The organism is Pseudoduganella sp. RAF53_2 (genome assembly GCF_052113985.1).
Lineage (GTDB): Bacteria > Pseudomonadota > Gammaproteobacteria > Burkholderiales > Burkholderiaceae_D > Rugamonas.
In genome coordinates, this window is sequence record NZ_JBFRDW010000035.1 from 1 (window position 1) to 17,770 (window position 17,770).

The following is a 17,770-nucleotide window of genomic DNA, read 5'->3' on the forward strand; positions in this document are numbered from 1 at the left end:
TCCCTCATTCCTGCCGCCGGCCTTGTCGCTATCCGCTGCACCGCGCCTCAAACAGCGACTTGAACAGCTCCTCGACGCGCTGCAGGCCAAGGTCAATGCCCTGCAAGGCCATATGCGGGAGCCCAGCCGTAATGTGATCGAATTCCGCTCGGGTGACGTGTCCAGTTTCTGGCTGCTGCATACGGCCAGCACCTCGGCGGCCATGCTGATGCACTATCTGCGTCATCCGCAACTGCACCCGGAACGCTTGTTCGAGGCCATGCTGGGTCTCGCCGGCGCCTTGATGACCTACTCAAAAAGCTATCAGCTCAATCAGCTCCCGGTCTACGAGCATTCATCGCCGGCCGACGGCTTCCAGCGCCTGGACGCCATCATCCGCGACTTGCTGGACACCGTGATCTCGGCCCGCTACTTCGCCATCGCGCTCACCGAGGACAAGCCCTGCTACCACCTCGGCAAACTCGATTCCGGAAAAATCGGTACCGATACGACGCTCTATCTGGCGATCGGCGCCGCACTGCCCGCGCTGGAGCTGGTGGAAGTTGTGCCTTTGCGGGTCAAGGTTGGGGCACCGGACGACGTGGAAAAATGCGTGCTCTCCGCCATGCCGGGTGTCAAACTGGCGCACGCTCCACAGGTACCCGCCGCCATCCCGGTCCGTCCCGACACCTACTACTTCGCGCTGGAGAACCGCGGCGTGCTGTATGAGCAGATGCTGAAGGCTCAGTCCATTTCCATCTACGCGCCCGCAGGAATCAAGGATCTGCGGCTCGAACTGATCGCGGTGACGGCATGACTCCCCAAATCGAACGGCGCGCCGCGCCGTCCCTGTTCGGCGCCGCAGCGAGCGCCGACGGCGTGCGCATTCAGTCGCTGCTGGACTTGATGCACGAGGGCTTCCACATGCTTTTCCTGCTGCGGAACGGCAGCGAGCCTCCCGCCTGCGAGGAATTTCTGGAAAAGGTCGGCAACTTTCTTAAGGACTTCGACCGCGACGCCCGCAACCTGCGGGCACACGGCGACGACATCGATGCTGCGAAGTACGCCTTCTGTGCAGCCCTCGACGAAATCGTGCTGGCATCGCATTTTCCGCTGCGCGACGCCTGGGAACAACGCCCCTTGCAGCTGGTGGAGTTCGGCGACCAGCTGGCGGGTGAGCATTTCTTCGATCGGCTCGAAGCGCTGCGCACCAGCGGCGGCGCACGGCTACAGGCGCTGCAGGTCTTCCATATGTGCCTGCTGCTCGGCTTCAAAGGAAAATACGCGCTCGACGGCGGCGATCGTCTTGCCTACATGACCGCRCGTCTGGGCGACGAAATCGCCCATATCAAGGGCAAGAGCAAAGGCTTTGCGCCGCGCGCCGACCGGCCCGACCAGGTGGTTCACACATTGCGGACTGGCCTGCCGCTGTGGGCACTTTGCTCCGTGTTTGCCTTGCTTGGCATAGGGGTCTTCATCGGTCTGAAGTCATCGCTGGACAGCAGTGCGCAATCGGCGCTGGCGCCCTACGCTGGCATCGTCAAGCTGGCGCCACGCCCGGCCAACCTGACGATCACCCTGCCCTAATCGGCAACGCGGAATTCGATGCGGCGGTTGCGCGCGCGGCCTTCCGCCGTCGAATTCTCTGCCACTGGACGATCCGGGCCCTGGCCGGAAACGGAGATCAGCGCGGTGTTGATGCCTTTCGCCGCGAGATAAGAGCGTACTGCTTCGGCACGGGCCAGACTGAGTGCCAGATTCGTTTCGCGCAAGCCTGTATTGTCGGTATGGCCAATGACTTCGACTTTCTTGCCCTTCACCTTCTGCAGCGCTGCCGCCATCTCGTCCAGAATCGCCTGCCCCGAAGGCCGGATCGCCGCCTGGCCACTCTCGAACTCGATGATGCGCCTGGCCAGCGCCGCGTCCAGCACTTCCTGCTCGGCGGCGCTGACGCGCAGGCCATTGTTGACGGTATAGCTGGGATTGAGGCTGGTCGCCATATCGCTGGCAATCTGCTGCCGTTGCGCCTCGTTAGCGACCTCGCCGCGGATACTGATTGTGCTGCCGTCGATGCGCAGTTGGCCTTTAGTCACTTGTTTCAGATTTGACGTAATCAGCTTCTGCACATGGCTGGTCCAGTCGGGCGGCATAGCCACCGTGCCGATGGCGATCTGGTCGACCACCAGATCGGTGCCGTACATATCGCGTACCTTTTGCAGCAACGCTGCCTTGGCTGCTTCGTCGGGCACAGTCCCGCTGACCAGAACCTGACCGGGATGCGGCGCTGGGACCTGCGCATGCACAATGAATGGAACCGCAAATAGAAGCAACAGGCGGCGCATATCGCACTCTCTCAGGAAAAGGTTTCACGGAAAAGCCGCAAGGCGGCGGCCAGCGGCAACTGGGGCTGCGCCAGGCAGGCAGCCAGGTGTTCGGCCTCCGGCATCGCTGCCAGCTCGCTTTCCAGCCAGTTGTTGTCCGCTACGACAATCTGCTGCTCGGCCGCGAATTCCGGATCGATGATCGCTTGCAGCGTGGCCGCATTGGCGCCGTTAAAACCTGCAACCAGCGTGTGCCGGCCTTCACGTTCGCACAGAAACAGCGCCAGTTCCATGTCTACGCCGCGCAGGAACACGCTGCCCAGCTGCAGCCAGAATGCACAACTCAGCATGCGCTCGCGCAAAGCGGCGGGCAGCGGCAGCACAAGGCTCTTCGACAGCCGCGCGCCTGAGTGGGCATGCATGGGCCATAGCAGCAGGCCAAGCGTGAGGACCAGGCGACGTGCACCACCCTTCATTTCCAGCATCGCATCCAGGTCGGCCAGCGTGGCCTGAGTCAGGAAATTATTCAGCTTTTGTATGCAGTCCTGGCCCGTCGCATCCACGTCTATCGCGCTCCCGGCAAGCCGCTGAAGCGCGGCGGCGGGATCGTGAGCGGATTGAGCATCCGCCGTGTGTTCCTCCAGCTCCTGCCAGAACGGCGCCAACACCAGCGGGCTGCCAGGCAGAAAGGCCAGCGGATCTTCCAACTTCATCGCGCTCATCGTCACGAAGGGAAAGCGCCGCTCGGACTGGTCCCGGCTGGCCGCGAGATGGCCCGCTATCGCCACCTTATTGCGTGTGCCGATGAAGGCGAAGTGCACCGGACGCATGGCATCGTAGTGCTGACGCCAGCGTGGATTGGGTGTCAGCTGATTCATCACATCCGCCAGCCACTGATCCAGCAGTTCCAGCAGCCGCCGGTCGCCGGCCGATTTTACGAAATCGCTGCGCGCTGGCAGCTTGCCAAAGTAGCTTATCGCGAGCTGCGTCATTGGTGTTCTCCGGTGATGGTCGCGACGGCAGTGATGGGCGGAGCGCCGACTATGGTTTCCGGCAGACGCAGGCCACGGAAGCCCTGTTCCTGCGGCGCCTGCGCAGTAGGCGACGCTTCGGGGCTGCTAATGATCCGCAGATCAACCGCCACACTGACGCCTCCTGCCGACCAGCGCAACTCGTGCACGCCGCCCTCCTTGCGCGTGCGCGTCGCCGCCTCAATCATGCGGCGCAGGCCGAACTGGCCAGGCTCGTTGAGAATCTCTACATTGCGTCCATCGAAGGTCACTGCCGTGATGTGCGCGCCCGGCACACCTTGCGGCCCCGGATGGACCATATTTGCCCACTGCGCCGGCGTGTTCCGGTAGCGCAGCTGCTGGCCATCGATGTCGATCGTGTACTCCAGCGTTCCCGGCGCGGGCGACGGCAGGATCTGGAACACCGTTTGCGCAGCCGCCGATGCCGCCACCCCGCCCGCACCGATTGGAGCGATCCATCCGGCAAAGCGCTGCACGGCTTGTGGCGCCAGCGTGATGCCCATGTCAGCCCAGGTGCGTGGCGCGATTACATCTCCGCGCCGCACAACCAGCGGCCCCATGGCAGTGTTGACGAATTTTGCAACCAGCCCATCCGGGCCGAAGAACTGCGCAATCTCCGCCTGACTGGCTTCGATATGCGCATTGGGCGTAAAGGGATATTTGCCCGCCAGCGAACGGTTGAAAGGCTCATAAACCTGCGCCAGCCAGGTCTTGTTGATTTCGGCCTCCGCCGGGCCGATGATGATGGAAAAGGTCTGAATCAGCGGCCGTACAAGGATGGGCCGGATCGCCTGTTTCTGCACATCGTTCATCCCCATCAGCATTTGTTCATCGACCAGGCGCAAGGCGTCGGCCAGTTCGGAGCCCGATCCCTCCAGCGTTTGCTGCATGAATTGGCGCGCGCCGGGACCGGGATCGCCCTGATTCTTCAGGCTATTCAGCCGCGTACGCAAGCGCGACAGCGCATCGAGATACGCGCGGATCGGTGACGCATCCTTGTCGCGCGGCGCGACCAGCTTGCCCAAGGCGGCGAATTCGCGGCCGACCGCGCCCACCGCTCGTTCGCCGGGCGTCAGGTTCACCTGAATATTCACGCCGGACGGCGCGCGCTGGAAGAGCCGCGACCGCAGCCAGTAGATCACGCCCGTTTGCGCCTGTGCCATCTGCGCGTTGAGTTCCGCCGGGTTATCCCAGGCAGTCTGCTCATAGACGGTGTTGAGCACCTTCGCGATAGGCGAAGTTTGCGGGTCGCCCAGCCGGTTCATCGCACCCACCGCGCCATTGAAATTGCCCATGTCGGCGATCGCGATGCCCTGCACGAAGGCTCGCCATTCTTTTACGTATTCACTTTTGTACATCTCCACCAGGTTCTTCTGAATTTGCTCCGGGCTTCCTTCCAACGACAGATCGTCTTTGCTGGAAGTCTTCAACACCCAATCCGTGCTTTGCAGCTCGTGACCGGCGGCCTCTTTGAACGCGCCCTCAACATACTTTTCCCATGCCTCGCGGGTGAAGGCGCCGGGAATCGCGTGGCTGCCGGCGATCACGGTCAGATCCTGTTCGCCAGCGATGCGCGCCACCGACATGCTCTGGAAACGCGTATTGGCGCGCGCCTTCACCTCGGCATAAACCCGGTCGCGTGCCGGCATGCCGCGCACGACATGGCGTAGATGCTCGCGCGCCGCGTCGACCAGCGTCAGCTTCTGTTCGATGCGCGGCCATGAGGAATCGCCCATCCGGCTCAGATAGAAGTTCAGCAATCGTTCAGCGCTGCGAATCATTTGCTCACGCGGCATACTGGCGCGGTTCGACTCCAGCCAGCCGCGCCAGTGCCGTGTGAGCTGGTCAGTCATATGCGTAGCTTCCGCGCGCGCGGGCTCGCACAGCATCAGATAGGTCTTCAAAGCGTTATAGACATCTTCCGGCACGCCGTTGGCATGGTCATATAACAGCGCTTCAAGGCTGGCGGCAACCGGCTTGACCAGAACTTCTTTCATGCCGGCGAAGTATTCCTCACGCAGCTTTGCTTCGAGTAGCGCCCCCTGGTACAGCCCCATGTCCAGCAGCCACGGACGCTCTTTGCGCAGTTTTTCCAGCTGGGCCATACGATCCTGCAGGATCTCCAGCGCCTGCAGGCGCGATTGCAAGTCCAGACGACCGTTCTGTACACGCACGGCTTTGTCGAGATCCGCCTGCACGGCGCGTACCAGTTCGCGATTGCCGGAGTAGGACCAGCTCCAGCCACCTAGCGCACCGCCAAGCAGCAGCGCCGCGGCGGCAAAGCCCGCATACTTCAGACGCATCCGCGTGCGGCTTGTGTATTGCGATACAAGTTGCTTATCCGCGAAGATCACCTTACGAAACAGATCCAACAGGAAGAAGCCCGACTGCGCACCATGCGGCACTGGCTGCATCGCGGTGGCCAGCGCGAAACGACGTGCCACACGCCGCGTCTGAGCACCCGATGGAGCGCCTTCCTGCAAGGCGCTGGTGAAGTAGAAGCCTCGAAACACCGGCTTGAACTGAAAAGGATTTTCCTCGAACAGGGTGGCGAGGAAGGCGCGCAACGGCACGCGTGCGGCGGCGAACTCCAGCGGGAAGGTATAAACGCCGGGCAGCACGCGATCACGCCGTTGCTGCGCCATATTGGCGACACCCATATCCTTCAGGCCTTCGCACAGCTCATCGAAGCTTTGATCGAAGAAGGAAAGCATTTCCTTGCTGCCCGCCTTGCGCTTGTAAGGCATGGTCGCGCCCCAGACACGGTCGCGCTCATTGCGTTCCGTGTGGGCGAAGAATTCGGAGAAGCCAGCGATCAGATCGGCTTTGGTGAACAGCACGTAGACGGGAGCGAAGACTTCCAGCTGTTCGATCAGGTCCTGCACACGTTTGCGCAAGCTGCGTGCGAGCTTGATGGCAGCTTCAGGATCGTCGCCGCGCAGCTCGGCAACGCTGATGGCAATCAGAATGCCATTGATTGGCGCGCGCGAGCGGTGCTTCTTCAATAGTTCCAGAAAGCCCACCCACTCGCCACGGTGTTCGTCTTCTACTGCGTAACGGCCTGCGGTATCGAGCAGTATGCCTTCGGTCGTGAAGAACCAGTCGCAATTGCGCGTGCCGCCAACGCCCTGCACCACTTTGCTGTCTGCGAAGGGGAACTGCAGGCCGGATTGCGTAATCGCGCTGCTCTTGCCGGCAGCTGGATTCCCAATGATCATGTACCACGGCAGTTCATACAGCGCCCGTGTGCCGGACGCTATACCCAGTTTCGAGTGCCTGATCGTGCCGATCGCCTTCAGCATCTCGTCGTGGATGGCATTGACGTCGTCACGCTGCTGCTGGTTCGGATCGGGCGGCGGCGGCTCCATCGCTCTGGCGAGGCGCTCGGCCTTGTGCGCGGCCAGAACGCGCCGCAGCCACCATACCGCAAGCCACAACAGCAGACAGACGGCCGTGGCCACGATAGCCCAGATCAGCGCCAGTTCCAGCACTTCGGCGCCAAGGCAGAAGAAGCCTGCCAATGCGGCGAAGCCTATGATGGTGAGATTGCGCGTGTCGGTCAGAAAGTACCAGATTCGTCGCAGCATGGTCGCTCGCATTAGGTTGGGCAGCCGGTCGATGGTGCCATCAACACGGCACAGCCTTTTTGAGCGAGCTCAATGCTCCTTGCGTGGTTTGCGCAGCTCGATATGACCGAAATCCATCATCGTCCAGCGTCCGCCCCAATTCAGGCCGACTGATTCGGCCACCTCGCCATACAGCTGATAGCCGCGCATGGCCCAGGGATCGCGCTCGGAGATCACCAGATGGCCGTCGCGCATGAAGGCGCAATCGGCAGCCAGGCCGTATTGGTGATAGCTCTGGAATGCACGGGCGCTGGTGACGTTATTGCCAGCGTCGGCGAGCTGGTTCTGGCGTTCGGGACTTCGATAGCCTTCCAGCAGGGCCATTTCATAACCGTGCTGCTCGCGCATGATCTTGAATACCACCAGCAGGCGCTGGGAAAACTCGGAGTCAAGCAGTGTCCAGTTGCGATTGGCCGTGTCAAGCATCGGCCGCACGACTGTCACTTCGGCCGACGTGAATACCATCGGCGGCAGCGGCGGTGGCGGCACCAGATGCTCGCCGCGCAGCAGGCTTTCCAACTGTGGATTGATGCTTCGTGCGCCGGATTCAGGGAGAGCGACTTTGCCGCCTGCCAGCCAGACTGCCAACGGCGGCAGCACCACCAGCGCGCACGCGACAGTCAGCAGAATCCAATGCCGCCGAAGCAGCGCCGCAAGCAGCTGCATGCCCGCCCTTCCATCCTCGGCCACACTGGGCGCCTGGCGCGAGATGTTTGCGGTGACGGCACCCAGAAGGCGCGTCATCTGCGCCAACAATGCGCTCACGCCACGCTGCACGGCCTCGCCGGCGTCAGGAAACAGCAACACCCAGCCTACGCCGCAGACCAGCAGGAATAACATGACCACGAAAATTGGCAACATGGTGCGCTCCATCAAAACGGGACGCCGCGCCGCACGCGACACTTGCTCATCGTAGGGCAGCGGCGCACCTGCCGTTTCGGCCCAGATCAAGCCGAGGAGGTGTACAGTGGATTCGTCAAAGCGCATTCTCAATCAGCTGGAGCACGGCCGCAGCGAGCCTCCACCGCCCGCATCACGTCCGCCGCGCAAGCAGCTTGTGTATGCGGCCGGCATTGCGCTCTGCGTTGCGGCACTGGCGGCGGCCATCACTGAATGGGGAACGGACGTTGCGCTTCATCCGGCGCTTCATCCGGCGCTCAAGCCGGCGCCGCCACCGCCAATCGTCAAGAGTGAGGAAGAAGCGCAACAGCTGGCAGCTGCGATTGTGAATGAACCCTTGCAGAAGCACGTCGCCGCTTCGGCGCCTGGTGCAGCGCTGTCGGCCGCAGCATCAATGGCGGCGCACGCCACTACGCCATCCGCGCGGGCACATGCTGCGAAGCCGCCGGTACAGAGCCCGGCGTTGCCGATCAAGCCCTCGGAACGCGATAGCGACGTCGCCCTGCTCGCCGCGTTGATGGCCCATGCGAACGGCCTGGATGCGGCGGACGGCCAGCAAAGCACGGCCACCCTGCTGCGCCGCTGCGCCAGGCTGGCCGGAGAAGAGGCAGCCTTATGTCATGCCCGCACCTGCGCCGGGCGCTGGACCTATGACAGTGCCTGCCGCGTCACAGGGAGCGAATGAACTCCGCCATATAATCCACCACCGCATCCGGCTGTTCGATGTGTGGACTGTGGCCACAGTCATCAACCACCAGCTTGCGCGCATTGACCGCTTTCGCAGCGATCGAATCGAGCTGCGCGCCCGATCCATATTGGTCATCGCGGCCTTGCATCGCCAGCAAGGGGCAAGCGACCGACGGCAGCAGGTACTCGATATTCCAGTGTACGAAGGCGGGGTCCAGCCAGGTGTCGGCCCAGGCGAAGAAGATGGTCTCCGCCTTATCGCCGTGGTAGCGCGACAGTCCGCGCATCTTGCCCGCGCCATGCGAATCGCGCGCCACGCGCACGCCTTCCAGCGTCAACGGTTCAACAAAGACATGCGCCGCTGCCGAGATCACGCCGCGCAAACCGGCCGGCTGGTCCGCCGCGTGGATGAGCGCAATGCTGGCGCCATCCGAATGGCCGACGATCACATACTCGCGCCCATCGGCCAGCCGTGCCAGCACTTCCGGCAACTCAAGCAGCGCATATTCGTGGAGATAGTTGATACCGCGGCGCTTTCTCAGCGGTGAAGACTGGCCATAACCCAGCCGGTCGTAGACCAGCCCCGCGCGTCCCGTCGCCTCGCACAAATGACGCGGGAAATCCTTCCACATGGCCGTGCAGCCGAGTCCTTCGTGCAGAAACACCAGCAACGGCCGCGTGTCGTCACCGGCTATCAATTCGTAGTACAGAGAGTTCTCACCCAATTGCAATTGCATATGGCCTCCCTCGGCAATAAAGGCCCATTGTCGCACGGCTGCTGTTCGCGTGCGCACATCCGCGCATACACCGCAGGGTGACGAAATTCAGGGCGTGCCGCCAAATGCAGCCGGCTGGATCGACGAGCAGGTGGTCGTAGACGGCAAACTGCTCACCCGCCGCAAGGCGGACGACCAGCCCGCCGTCAACGAAGCCATCCTGCGTGAGTTGAGCGGCAAACAGGCGCAGGGAACCCGCGCCTGACGGACCTTAGTGCAGGGCGAAATCGACGCGGCTCACCGAGCCTTTATCGTCTTTCGATGCCGGCTTGGCGCCAATGATGAAAATGCGCTCGCCTGGCACCTGTCCCGTGTTGATCAGCCAATCCTTCGCCGCCTGCGCGCGGCGATTACCCAGCGCGAGCAAATCATCATCCTCGATGGTGATATTGGCGAGGATGAGTTTTTCCATCTCTTCCGGCGGCAGGGACTTCTGAAGACCCAGCACATTGCGCGGCTTGTTGAACGTCTCGTCCTTGTACGCCTTGGCCAGCAAGCCCGCGCGCTCGTCCTTGCTCACGGTGACGCCGCCTTCCGGCAGTGTACCGCCGCGTGCCAGCAGATCCTTGGTTTTCGCTGCGCGCAGCTTGCGTTCCAGCGCTGCCTGTTTCATCGCATCCAGTTCGCTCGCATCGTAACGGCCCGTGATATCGAGCTTCAGGCCTGGACGCTCAGTCAGCGCCTTGGCGATCGATTTCAGCTTGCTTTCGCTCGCAGGTAGCACAGCCGCGCGCCCGGCATCGAATTCGAGCATGGACAGCTCTTCGCTGCCACCACCGCCAAACAGCGAACCAATCAGCGAGAAYGGCGCCGTCACCGTCTTCATGATCGCATTGCCGATGATCTTGAGGATGATGCCGCCAATCGAGAATTGCGGATCGTCCAGCGAACCGCCGATCGGCACATTGATATCGATGACGCCATTGCGGTCGCTCAGCAGCRCCACGGCCAGCTGCACCGGCATGCGCGGCGCATCCGGATTCGTGCTCTCCTTGCCGAAGGTGAGCTGGTCCAGCACCAGGCGGTTTTCGGCCTTCAGCTGGCGGTGTTCCAGCTGGTAAGCCACTTCAAACGTCAGCTTGCCTTTCTCAATGCCGTAGCCGACGTACTTGTCCGAGTATGCAGACAACTGCGCCAGTTCCATGCCGCGTACGTCCGCTCGCAAATCCAGTGACAGATCGCGCTTCAAGGGATTCACGCGTCCCGCGATCGACAGCGGCGCGCTGTTCACATTGCCCTTCAGGCTCACGTTCGCGCTGCTCTTATCATCCGATGACAGCCCCGTCACCGTGCCGCCCAGGTCCTTCAGATTGGCCGTGTAGTTCGGCTTGATGAAGTTGTCCGTGAAGCGTACGCGCCCGCCGGTCAGTTCCAGCTTGCCGATGCGGATGGGTGGCAGCGGTTCGGATGATTGCGCCGTCGCTTCGGGCTTCGGCGCCGCCTTGGCGGCAGCGGCAGTCTTCGCACGCGTGCCTGCTTCCGTCAGGCTTTTCTCTTCTTCGCCTTCCTTGCGCGTCACGTCCTGCACATTGATGCGGCCATTGGGGTCGATAATCACACGGGCAAAGAAGTCCGCGAGTGCTACCCGGTCAACGCTCAGCGAGAAGGGACTGAAGTTCATGTCCATGCCATCGAAGGCCAGCGATTTCCAGCTCAGGAAATCATTGGCGCTGGCTTTGTCCACGGTCGCCAGACGGCTCACGCTGACATCACCTTTCAAACTGCCCTTGCCGCCACCGAGTTTGAGCTGGGTCTTGCCGGAGATGGCCGCCTGCGTCAGGCGCAGATTCACGTAGTCGGTCACGTAGGGCTGCAGCGGCAACAGGTCGAAGTTTTTCACGTCCAGCGCCAGATCGCCCTCGAACGGCGATAGCGCGAGCTTGCCCTTGATATTTAGCTGGCCCGATTTATTCACGGTCGCTTTCAGGTCTACCGTGCTGCTGCTCTCCGCCGCGGTGGAGTAACCCTGCATCGACAGGCTTACCGGCGACAGATTGAAGACCACCGGCAGCGCATGGCTGCTGCCGTCTTCCACATGACCGGTCCAGTTGTTCAGATCGATATCGCCGATCGTGACCAGCATCTGCGCGCCCTCTTCCTTCGCTTTCGCAGCGGCAGACGTAGACGCAGGTGCGGGCGCAGCAGCCGCAGTGCGGCGGCCCTGGCGATAGTCGATCTCCGCGCTGTCGGAGGCGATGGCGCCGACAGCGATGGTGTTTTTGCCGATGTCGGCGGCGAGGTCGCGCAYGGTCAGATTCAGTTTGCGCACGCCGGCTTGCATTGGATCGTCCACATAGCGCACGGCGGCATCGTGTACTGCCAACTCCTTCAGGGCCACTTGTACGGCGGACGGCGCGGCTTTCGGAGCAGGCGCGGGCGCAGCGGCAGGCGCCGGAACTGCGGCCGCGGGCGGCGACAACAGCTCCGCCAGATCCAGCTTGCCATTGCGCCCGCGCTGCATCGCCAGTTCCAGACCGTCGATGCCTACGCGCGTGATGTCGAAGCGCTTGGCCAGCAAATCCAGCTTGCCCAATTGCGTGGAAAGCTCGTCAACCTTCAGCAACTGCTTGCCGTCCGAATCCGCCAATGCCAACGACTTCAGCGAGGCCCGGCCATCAAGGACGATGGTTGCTGGCTTATCCTTCGGCCGAACGAAAGCCAGATGCAGCGCCGTATTCAGGCGCGCACCGCTCATCTTGAAGCGCGGTTTATAAGGCAGATAGCCGAGATAGCCGGTGACATCAACGTCATCCAGCGTCAGATCCAGCGCATAATCCTTCGGCTCCGCGAATGGACGCGCTTTGCCCTTCAGCTGCAGCGGCGCACCATTCACCTTCGCGCTAAACAGCGGTTCGACGAATACCGTCACATCGGCAGGCAGCGAGGACACAAACGGCAGCCCAAGCTTCAAGTCCGCCACTTTATGCGTCACGCCCGCCGGACGGTCCTCGAACTCGCCCCGCCCCTGCTCCACCTGGATGTTATTCACCGAGAAGCGCGCCGGCTCCGGCGACGGCGGCTGGGCCGCAATCAGGGCCAGGATATCGTCGATGCTGTAGTGGTTTTCGTCCTTGCGGACCAGGTGGACATAAGGGCCTGTCAGGCGTGTCTCCTGCACCACAGGCGCCAGCTTGGACAGCGACTGCCAGGACAGGTCCACGCCAAGCCGATCAAAGCTGGCAAAGACGGCGCCGCCCTCCGGCTCCATCATCTTCACTCCCTGTATCGACGCCGACAAAGTAAAGGGATTGAACTCCACTTTGTCGATAGTCAGCTGGCGATGCAGCTTTTCCATCGCCATGCTTTCGGCCTGCGACTTGACGATGGCCGGAACGGCCAGGAACCCCAGACCGGTGTAGGCCAGTGCAACCCCGGCGACGCCGCCGGGGATCAAAAATTTAAGCGGTAACTTCTTCATACCGAAATTATCACTCAATCAAGCGACCGTGGGGTATATTGAACCAAAAATCATTACAGGGGAGATAGGAAGAATGAACAACGTGAAGATCTCTGTTCGTCTGTTTCTGCTCGTTGGCTTCATGTCAATCTTGCTCGCCATCCTAGGCGGGATCGGCCTGTATGGCACGAAGACGTCCAACGAAGCCCTGCGCTCAGTCTACGAAGACCGCACCGTCCCTACCGCCTATCTGGCCTCCGTCAACCGCCAGAATCTGCGCAACCGCATCGCCCTCGCCTACGCCGTGCTGGATGCAAAACCCGAGTCCATTCCCGCCACGCTGAAACAGATTGGCGAGAATATGGCCGTCATCGACAAGGCCTGGAAGGACTACCGCGACAGCGACCTGACCACCGAAGAAGGCGAACTGGCAAAAAAATTCGAGCAAACTTACGGCAAACTGCTGGATGAAGGCATCAATCCCGCGGTCGCCGCATTGCAGGCGGGCGATTTGGACAAGACGCGCGACATCGTCGTGCAAAAGCTGCGCAAGCTGAATACGCCGGTCGCCGACACGCTGGACTCCCTGATCAAGCTACAGACTTCCGTCGCCAAGCAGCAGTACGACGAGGCGGCGGCTCGCGGTGCGACGCTGCGCAGCATCTCCATCGCGTCGATCTTAATCGGCATTGCCCTGGCCTGCTTCGTCGGCTATCACCTGGTGCAGAACATCACGCGCTCGATGGGCATGGCGGTCAGCGCGGCGGAAGCCGTGGCCAAAGGAGATTTGGCACGTCCCATCCAGGTCAACGGGAAGGACGAAATCGCCCAGCTGCTGGATGCGCTGCAGCGCATGCAGACAGCGCTGGCGGGCGTCGTGCGCCAGGTGCGCGATGGATCGGATGCCGTGCTGGGCGCCTCCACTGAAATCGCCCAAGGCAATCAGGACCTGAGCGCCCGTACCGAAACCCAGGCCAGTGCGCTGGAAGAAACAGCAGCCTCAATGGAAGAGCTCAACACAACCGTGAAGCAGAACGCCGACAACGCACGCCAGGCCAACAAGCTGGCGCAGGACGCCAGCGCGGTCGCGGCCGAAGGCGGCAACGTCGTTTCGCAAGTGGTCGACACCATGCGTGGCATCAGCGATTCGAGCCGCCGCATTGCGGACATCATTAACGTCATCGACGGCATCGCCTTCCAGACCAATATCCTGGCCTTGAACGCCGCGGTTGAAGCAGCGCGTGCAGGTGAACAGGGACGCGGCTTTGCCGTTGTCGCAGGCGAAGTGCGCTCGCTGGCCAGCCGCAGCGCGGAAGCCGCGCGCGAAATCAAAGGCCTGATTACGGACAGCGTACAGCGCGTGGAATCCGGCGCCGGGCTGGTGGACAAGGCCGGCGCCACCATGGGCGAAGTGGTCGCCAGCATCCGCCGCGTGACGGAAATCGTCGGTGAAATCAGCGTCGCCAGCGGCGAGCAAAGCACGGGCGTCAGTCAGGTGGGCGAAGCTATCACGCAAATGGACAATGCCACCCAGCAGAATGCTGCGCTGGTCGAAGAGATGGCCGCCGCCGCAAGCGTGCTGCGCGACCGCGCCGACGAACTGGCGCAGTCGGTACGCGTGTTTAAACTGGCCTGAATTCGGCGCGGCCTTGCGCGTTCAGCGTCAGCGTCGTCGTTCGGCCTGCGTGACGGACCACAACGCTGGCGCCAGGATTGCCACGCAAGGCCAGCCGCCGTAGGCGACCGGCAGACCACTCGACATCGGCCTCGATGCCGCCGCGTGCGCGCACGCCGCGTACGTAACCGTCCGGCCACGCCTTCGGCAGCGCCGGCAACACGTGAATCTCACCGCCCCAGGACTGCAGCACCATCTCCAGAATACCTGCCGTGCCGCCGAAATTGCCATCGATCTGGAATGGCGGATGCGCGTCGAACATATTCGGATAAGTGCGCTCTGGTCCCAGCAAGCCAAGCAGGATCGAATGCGCGCGCTCGCTATCGCCCATGCGCGCCCACAACGCCAGCCGCCATGCCGTCGCCCAGCCGGTCGACTTGTCGCCACGTGTATTGAGCGTCACCCTGGCGGCGGCAATCAATTCCGGGTTAGCGCGCACATTGATCTGCTCCGACGGATAGATGGCGTAAAGATGCGATACGTGCCGATGCTGCTGCTCAGGAGCACCGGCATCCCAGTCCTCCAGCCATTCCTGCAACTGGCCCTGCGCGCCGATGCGGTCGGCGGGAAGCCGTTCCCGCGCCGTCGCCACGCTCCGCGCAAATTCGCTGTCGCTATCCTTTAATAGCGCGTGCGCTGCCAGGGTATTGCTGAACAGATCGCGCAGAATCTGGCGGTCCATCGCCGGGCCGGCGCAAATCGCCACGCCTTTGTGATGCTGATTCTCTGGCGAGATCGATGGTGACGTCACCAGTCCCCGGCCTTGCGGATCTTCGACCAGCGTGTCGACAAAGAACAGCGATGCCCCCTTCAGCAAAGGATAAACGCGGCGCAGCCATGCCTCGTCCTGGTGATATTCGTAGTGGTCCCACAAGTTCTTGCACAGCCACGCTCCGCCACTTGGCCAGATGCCCCACAGCGGCCCGTCGATCGGCGCCGTGGCGCGCCAGAGATCCGTGTTGTGATGGGCCACCCAACCGCGCGCGCCATAACACTTGCGTGCGGTGATGGCGCCGTTGACAGCCATGCCTTCGACCATGCGCAGCAGCGGCTCCATGCATTCGCCGATATTAGCCGCGTCGGCGGGCCAGTAGTTCATCTGCGTGTTGATGTTGATGGTGTACTTGCCGCCCCATGGCGGATTGGTGCCCTCGTTCCAGAGACCCTGCAGATTGGCCGGCTCGCTGTCGCGTGAAGAGGACAGCAGCAGATAGCGCGCGTATTGCACGTACAGGGCCGCCAACGCTGGATCGGGCCGCGTCTCCGCACTCGCAATCCGTTCATTGGTCGGACGGGCGTCGCCATCGCCCAGGCGAATGGACAGGCGCCGGAACAGCGCCTGATGCGCCTTCACGTGGCCGGCGCGAAGCTGCGCGTATGGCTTGCGCGCGGCAGCGGTAGTCTGAGCACGGACTTTCGCGACCGGATCGCCGCTCACGTCGGCGTAGTTCACATGGCTGGTCGCAGCACCGATCAGCAGCGTAATATTGCGCGCGCCACGCACCAGGAGGCGATCCCCATCGACCTTTACTTTGCCATCGCCGACGACTTGCACACGCACGGCGTAGCGCAGCGCCCCCGGCACTCCGGACGATTCGATATTGCGCCCCTCGATCAGAAGCGCGTTCTCTCCGTCCGCACGCAGCGACAAATCAGCCGGACGCTGGCCGGCCCGCAGGTCCTCTTTATCGGTGGACGCTGTCGTGCCATACTTTGCCGTATCCGGATGCCGATAGCCGATGTCAAAATCCAGCACGCCTGCGCCGGAGGCGGTCAAGTGCATCACAATCACCTGATCCGGATGGCTGGCAAACACTTCACGTGAGAAGCGTGCAGCACCGGCAGCAAAGCGTGTGGTCGTGATGGCCGTATCCAGACTGAGCGAGCGCCGATACCCTTTGGCCTCGGCTGGCCGCAGGAAATCGATCAGCAAATCACCCGCAGCACCATACGGCATCTGCTGGTGTGCAATCATGGTCGAACCACACAGATCGTTCGCTTCCTTGAACTTGCCTTCGTCGATCAGCGCGCGCACTTTTGGCAGCGCTTCAAGGGAGCCTGGCGGAGTGGGATCATTCGGACCGCCGGCGTACAAGGTGTCCTCATTCAGCTGCAGGCGCTCCTGACCAACACGGCCAAACACCATCGCACCAAGCCGCCCATTCCCGACCGGCAGCGCCTCTACCCACTGGCCAGCGGGCTTGTCGTACCAGAGTTCGAGATCCTCGCGCCCAGCACGCGTAGTGGCGGTTACCGCCGCCCCGGCAAGGCCGGGAAATGCCGTCGCCAATCCCAGAGACACCATCAACTGCCGCCGCGTCGCATTCACGCCCATCCGACCTCCTGTTCGAAATGGAAAAATTATCCTTCCGCCAGCGCCGCGCGGAGCTATAACTTATTTCGATAAAGGTATGCCAATTTGCCTGGAATGGCCGTTATAGCTGATTCGGCGAGCGCTTGGGATGGTGAACGGAGCCCGGCGGATGCGACAGCCCCTGCTGTTGAATGAGCTTTCTGGTCAGGCGCAAATCCAGCTCATGATCGCTGTGATRAGCAAACGATTTGCCACCATAGACGAGCTCCGAGCCGCCGGCAACTGCCTTTGCGCTCACGGAATATGCTCGGCGTCGGGAGGCGGAACGACCCAGCTATGCATTCGCTCCTCGAAAATTGAAATACCAGGCGGCGGAAAGTCTGGATCAGCAAATGCCCCGACAGGAATCCCGAGGAATTTGTCCATGCCTTCCAGCTCGTAGAACACGGTCGATCCGCATTTTGGACAAAAGTGGAATTTCGCCTGGCGTCCTTCGTCGCCGACACGAGCGTACTCCGTTGAATCACCCGCGATCGAAACATGCTCGCGGCGAAATCGCGCTTGTTCGCCAAACGCGCTGCCAGTCCGGCGCTGGCACGCCAGGCAATGGCAAAGCGAGATCCGCACCGGCTCTCCGGTGACTTGGGCCGTCAGCTGGCCGCAGCTGCATGAAGCTAAGCGATTCGTCATATGGTGTTCACTGAAGCATGAATGAGGTTTTGAGCGGCAGTTCCGTCCCGCGCAGACGATCTTTAAGCGTGACCGACACCGTCCACTTACCCGCCGGATCTGCCGCTTCGCCAACAAAGCCTATCACGGGCGCCGACAGATAAAGATTCGTCGGCGCGCCTTTGAACGCGCCCTGGTAGCACACGGTGTCCCGCTGATCCATCGGGATGGAACCGTCAGGGCCGGTAATTCGAATATCACAGCCAACGTCCGCCCGTCCTTCAGTCGAGACCTTCGGGTTCGAAAAGAATATCAGCACGAAGGCCTTTTCGTTTTTCGGCAGCGTGCGGACTTCTTTAAACTCCGGCACAACGTTCGGCGGCGTCGCCCACTTC

14 protein-coding genes are annotated in these 17,770 nt (G+C 62.1%); 5 read left to right on the forward strand and 9 right to left on the reverse strand.

Annotated features, from left to right (window positions below):
• Together tssK and icmH are read left to right on the forward strand one after the other, a co-directional pair.
• A partial coding sequence (gene tssK / locus AB4Z11_RS03850) for a type VI secretion system baseplate subunit TssK (protein WP_442022884.1) occupies positions 1–796 on the forward strand: 796 nt, incomplete at its 5' end.
• A complete protein-coding gene (icmH, locus tag AB4Z11_RS03855; protein ID WP_442022885.1) occupies positions 793–1,566 on the forward strand; it encodes a type IVB secretion system protein IcmH/DotU in 774 nt (257 codons plus the stop codon). The genes tssK and icmH, both read left to right, overlap by 4 nt.
• On the opposite strand, the gene AB4Z11_RS03860 is transcribed toward icmH, so the two are convergent.
• The 4 genes from AB4Z11_RS03860 to AB4Z11_RS03875 form a co-directional block, all read right to left on the reverse strand.
• The gene (locus AB4Z11_RS03860) at positions 1,563–2,321 is read right to left on the reverse strand and encodes an OmpA family protein (protein WP_442022886.1); all 759 of its coding nucleotides are present in this window, start codon (positions 2,319–2,321) and stop codon (positions 1,563–1,565) included. The two genes, icmH and AB4Z11_RS03860, sit on opposite strands and share 4 nt — an antisense overlap.
• 11 nt (positions 2,322–2,332) lie before the next feature.
• Positions 2,333–3,292 carry a type VI secretion system-associated protein TagF gene (gene tagF, locus AB4Z11_RS03865; RefSeq protein WP_442022887.1) on the reverse strand — a complete coding sequence of 320 codons (960 nt, stop codon included), beginning with the start codon at positions 3,290–3,292 and terminating at the stop codon, positions 2,333–2,335.
• Positions 3,289–6,918 (reverse strand): type VI secretion system membrane subunit TssM, encoded by a 3,630-nt coding sequence (gene tssM / locus AB4Z11_RS03870; protein WP_442022888.1) that lies wholly within the window; start codon positions 6,916–6,918, stop codon positions 3,289–3,291. The genes tagF and tssM overlap by 4 nt, the downstream gene beginning before the upstream one ends.
• Before the next feature lie 69 nt (positions 6,919–6,987).
• Positions 6,988–7,818 carry a M15 family metallopeptidase gene (locus AB4Z11_RS03875; protein WP_442022897.1) on the reverse strand — a complete coding sequence of 277 codons (831 nt, stop codon included), beginning with the start codon at positions 7,816–7,818 and terminating at the stop codon, positions 6,988–6,990.
• Between the two features lie 106 nt (positions 7,819–7,924).
• Here AB4Z11_RS03875 and AB4Z11_RS03880 point away from each other — a divergent pair, with 106 nt between their 5' ends.
• Positions 7,925–8,542, forward strand: a complete 618-nt coding sequence (locus AB4Z11_RS03880; protein WP_442022889.1) for a hypothetical protein — start codon at positions 7,925–7,927, stop codon at positions 8,540–8,542.
• On the opposite strand, the gene AB4Z11_RS03885 is transcribed toward AB4Z11_RS03880, so the two are convergent.
• On the reverse strand, positions 8,526–9,281 hold the full coding sequence (locus tag AB4Z11_RS03885) for an alpha/beta fold hydrolase (protein WP_442022890.1): 756 nt from the start codon (positions 9,279–9,281) through the stop codon (positions 8,526–8,528). The two genes, AB4Z11_RS03880 and AB4Z11_RS03885, sit on opposite strands and share 17 nt — an antisense overlap.
• 49 nt (positions 9,282–9,330) lie before the next feature.
• Here AB4Z11_RS03885 and AB4Z11_RS03890 point away from each other — a divergent pair, with 49 nt between their 5' ends.
• The gene (locus AB4Z11_RS03890; RefSeq protein WP_442022891.1) at positions 9,331–9,525 is read left to right on the forward strand and encodes a hypothetical protein; all 195 of its coding nucleotides are present in this window, start codon (positions 9,331–9,333) and stop codon (positions 9,523–9,525) included.
• A 6-nt stretch (positions 9,526–9,531) separates the two neighbouring features.
• Here the strand turns inward: AB4Z11_RS03890 and AB4Z11_RS03895 are convergent, their stop codons facing one another.
• A complete protein-coding gene (locus tag AB4Z11_RS03895; protein ID WP_442022892.1) occupies positions 9,532–12,738 on the reverse strand; it encodes a DUF748 domain-containing protein in 3,207 nt (1,068 codons plus the stop codon).
• Between the two features lie 73 nt (positions 12,739–12,811).
• Between AB4Z11_RS03895 and AB4Z11_RS03900 the strand changes: the two genes are divergently transcribed.
• Complete coding sequence (locus tag AB4Z11_RS03900; RefSeq protein ID WP_442022893.1) at positions 12,812–14,353, forward strand: methyl-accepting chemotaxis protein; 1,542 nt, start codon at positions 12,812–12,814, stop codon at positions 14,351–14,353.
• Here the strand turns inward: AB4Z11_RS03900 and AB4Z11_RS03905 are convergent.
• The 3 genes from AB4Z11_RS03905 to AB4Z11_RS03915 all read right to left on the reverse strand — a co-directional run.
• Positions 14,340–16,727: a glycoside hydrolase family 95 protein gene (locus AB4Z11_RS03905; RefSeq protein ID WP_442022894.1), complete on the reverse strand. Its 2,388-nt coding sequence runs from the start codon at positions 16,725–16,727 to the stop codon at positions 14,340–14,342. The two genes, AB4Z11_RS03900 and AB4Z11_RS03905, sit on opposite strands and share 14 nt — an antisense overlap.
• A 273-nt stretch (positions 16,728–17,000) precedes the next feature.
• Positions 17,001–17,396 (reverse strand): GFA family protein, encoded by a 396-nt coding sequence (locus AB4Z11_RS03910; protein ID WP_442022895.1) that lies wholly within the window; start codon positions 17,394–17,396, stop codon positions 17,001–17,003.
• Between the two features lie 7 nt (positions 17,397–17,403).
• A partial coding sequence (locus AB4Z11_RS03915; RefSeq protein ID WP_442022896.1) for a hypothetical protein occupies positions 17,404–17,770 on the reverse strand: 367 nt, incomplete at its 5' end.

Excerpts from the sequence above, each read along its gene's own strand:
- tssM (WP_442022888.1), bottom strand. The coding sequence starts at position 6,918 with ATGCTGCGACGAATCTGGTACTTTCTGACCGACACGCGCAATCTCACC.
- AB4Z11_RS03885 (WP_442022890.1), bottom strand. The coding sequence starts at position 9,281 with ATGCAATTGCAATTGGGTGAGAACTCTCTGTACTACGAATTGATAGCC.
- AB4Z11_RS03910 (WP_442022895.1), bottom strand. The coding sequence starts at position 17,396 with ATGACGAATCGCTTAGCTTCATGCAGCTGCGGCCAGCTGACGGCCCAA.
- AB4Z11_RS03900 (WP_442022893.1), top strand. The coding sequence starts at position 12,812 with ATGAACAACGTGAAGATCTCTGTTCGTCTGTTTCTGCTCGTTGGCTTC.
- AB4Z11_RS03860 (WP_442022886.1), bottom strand. The coding sequence starts at position 2,321 with ATGCGCCGCCTGTTGCTTCTATTTGCGGTTCCATTCATTGTGCATGCG.
- tagF (WP_442022887.1), bottom strand. The coding sequence starts at position 3,292 with ATGACGCAGCTCGCGATAAGCTACTTTGGCAAGCTGCCAGCGCGCAGC.
- AB4Z11_RS03875 (WP_442022897.1), bottom strand. The coding sequence starts at position 7,818 with ATGTTGCCAATTTTCGTGGTCATGTTATTCCTGCTGGTCTGCGGCGTA.
- AB4Z11_RS03905 (WP_442022894.1), bottom strand. The coding sequence starts at position 16,727 with ATGGGCGTGAATGCGACGCGGCGGCAGTTGATGGTGTCTCTGGGATTG.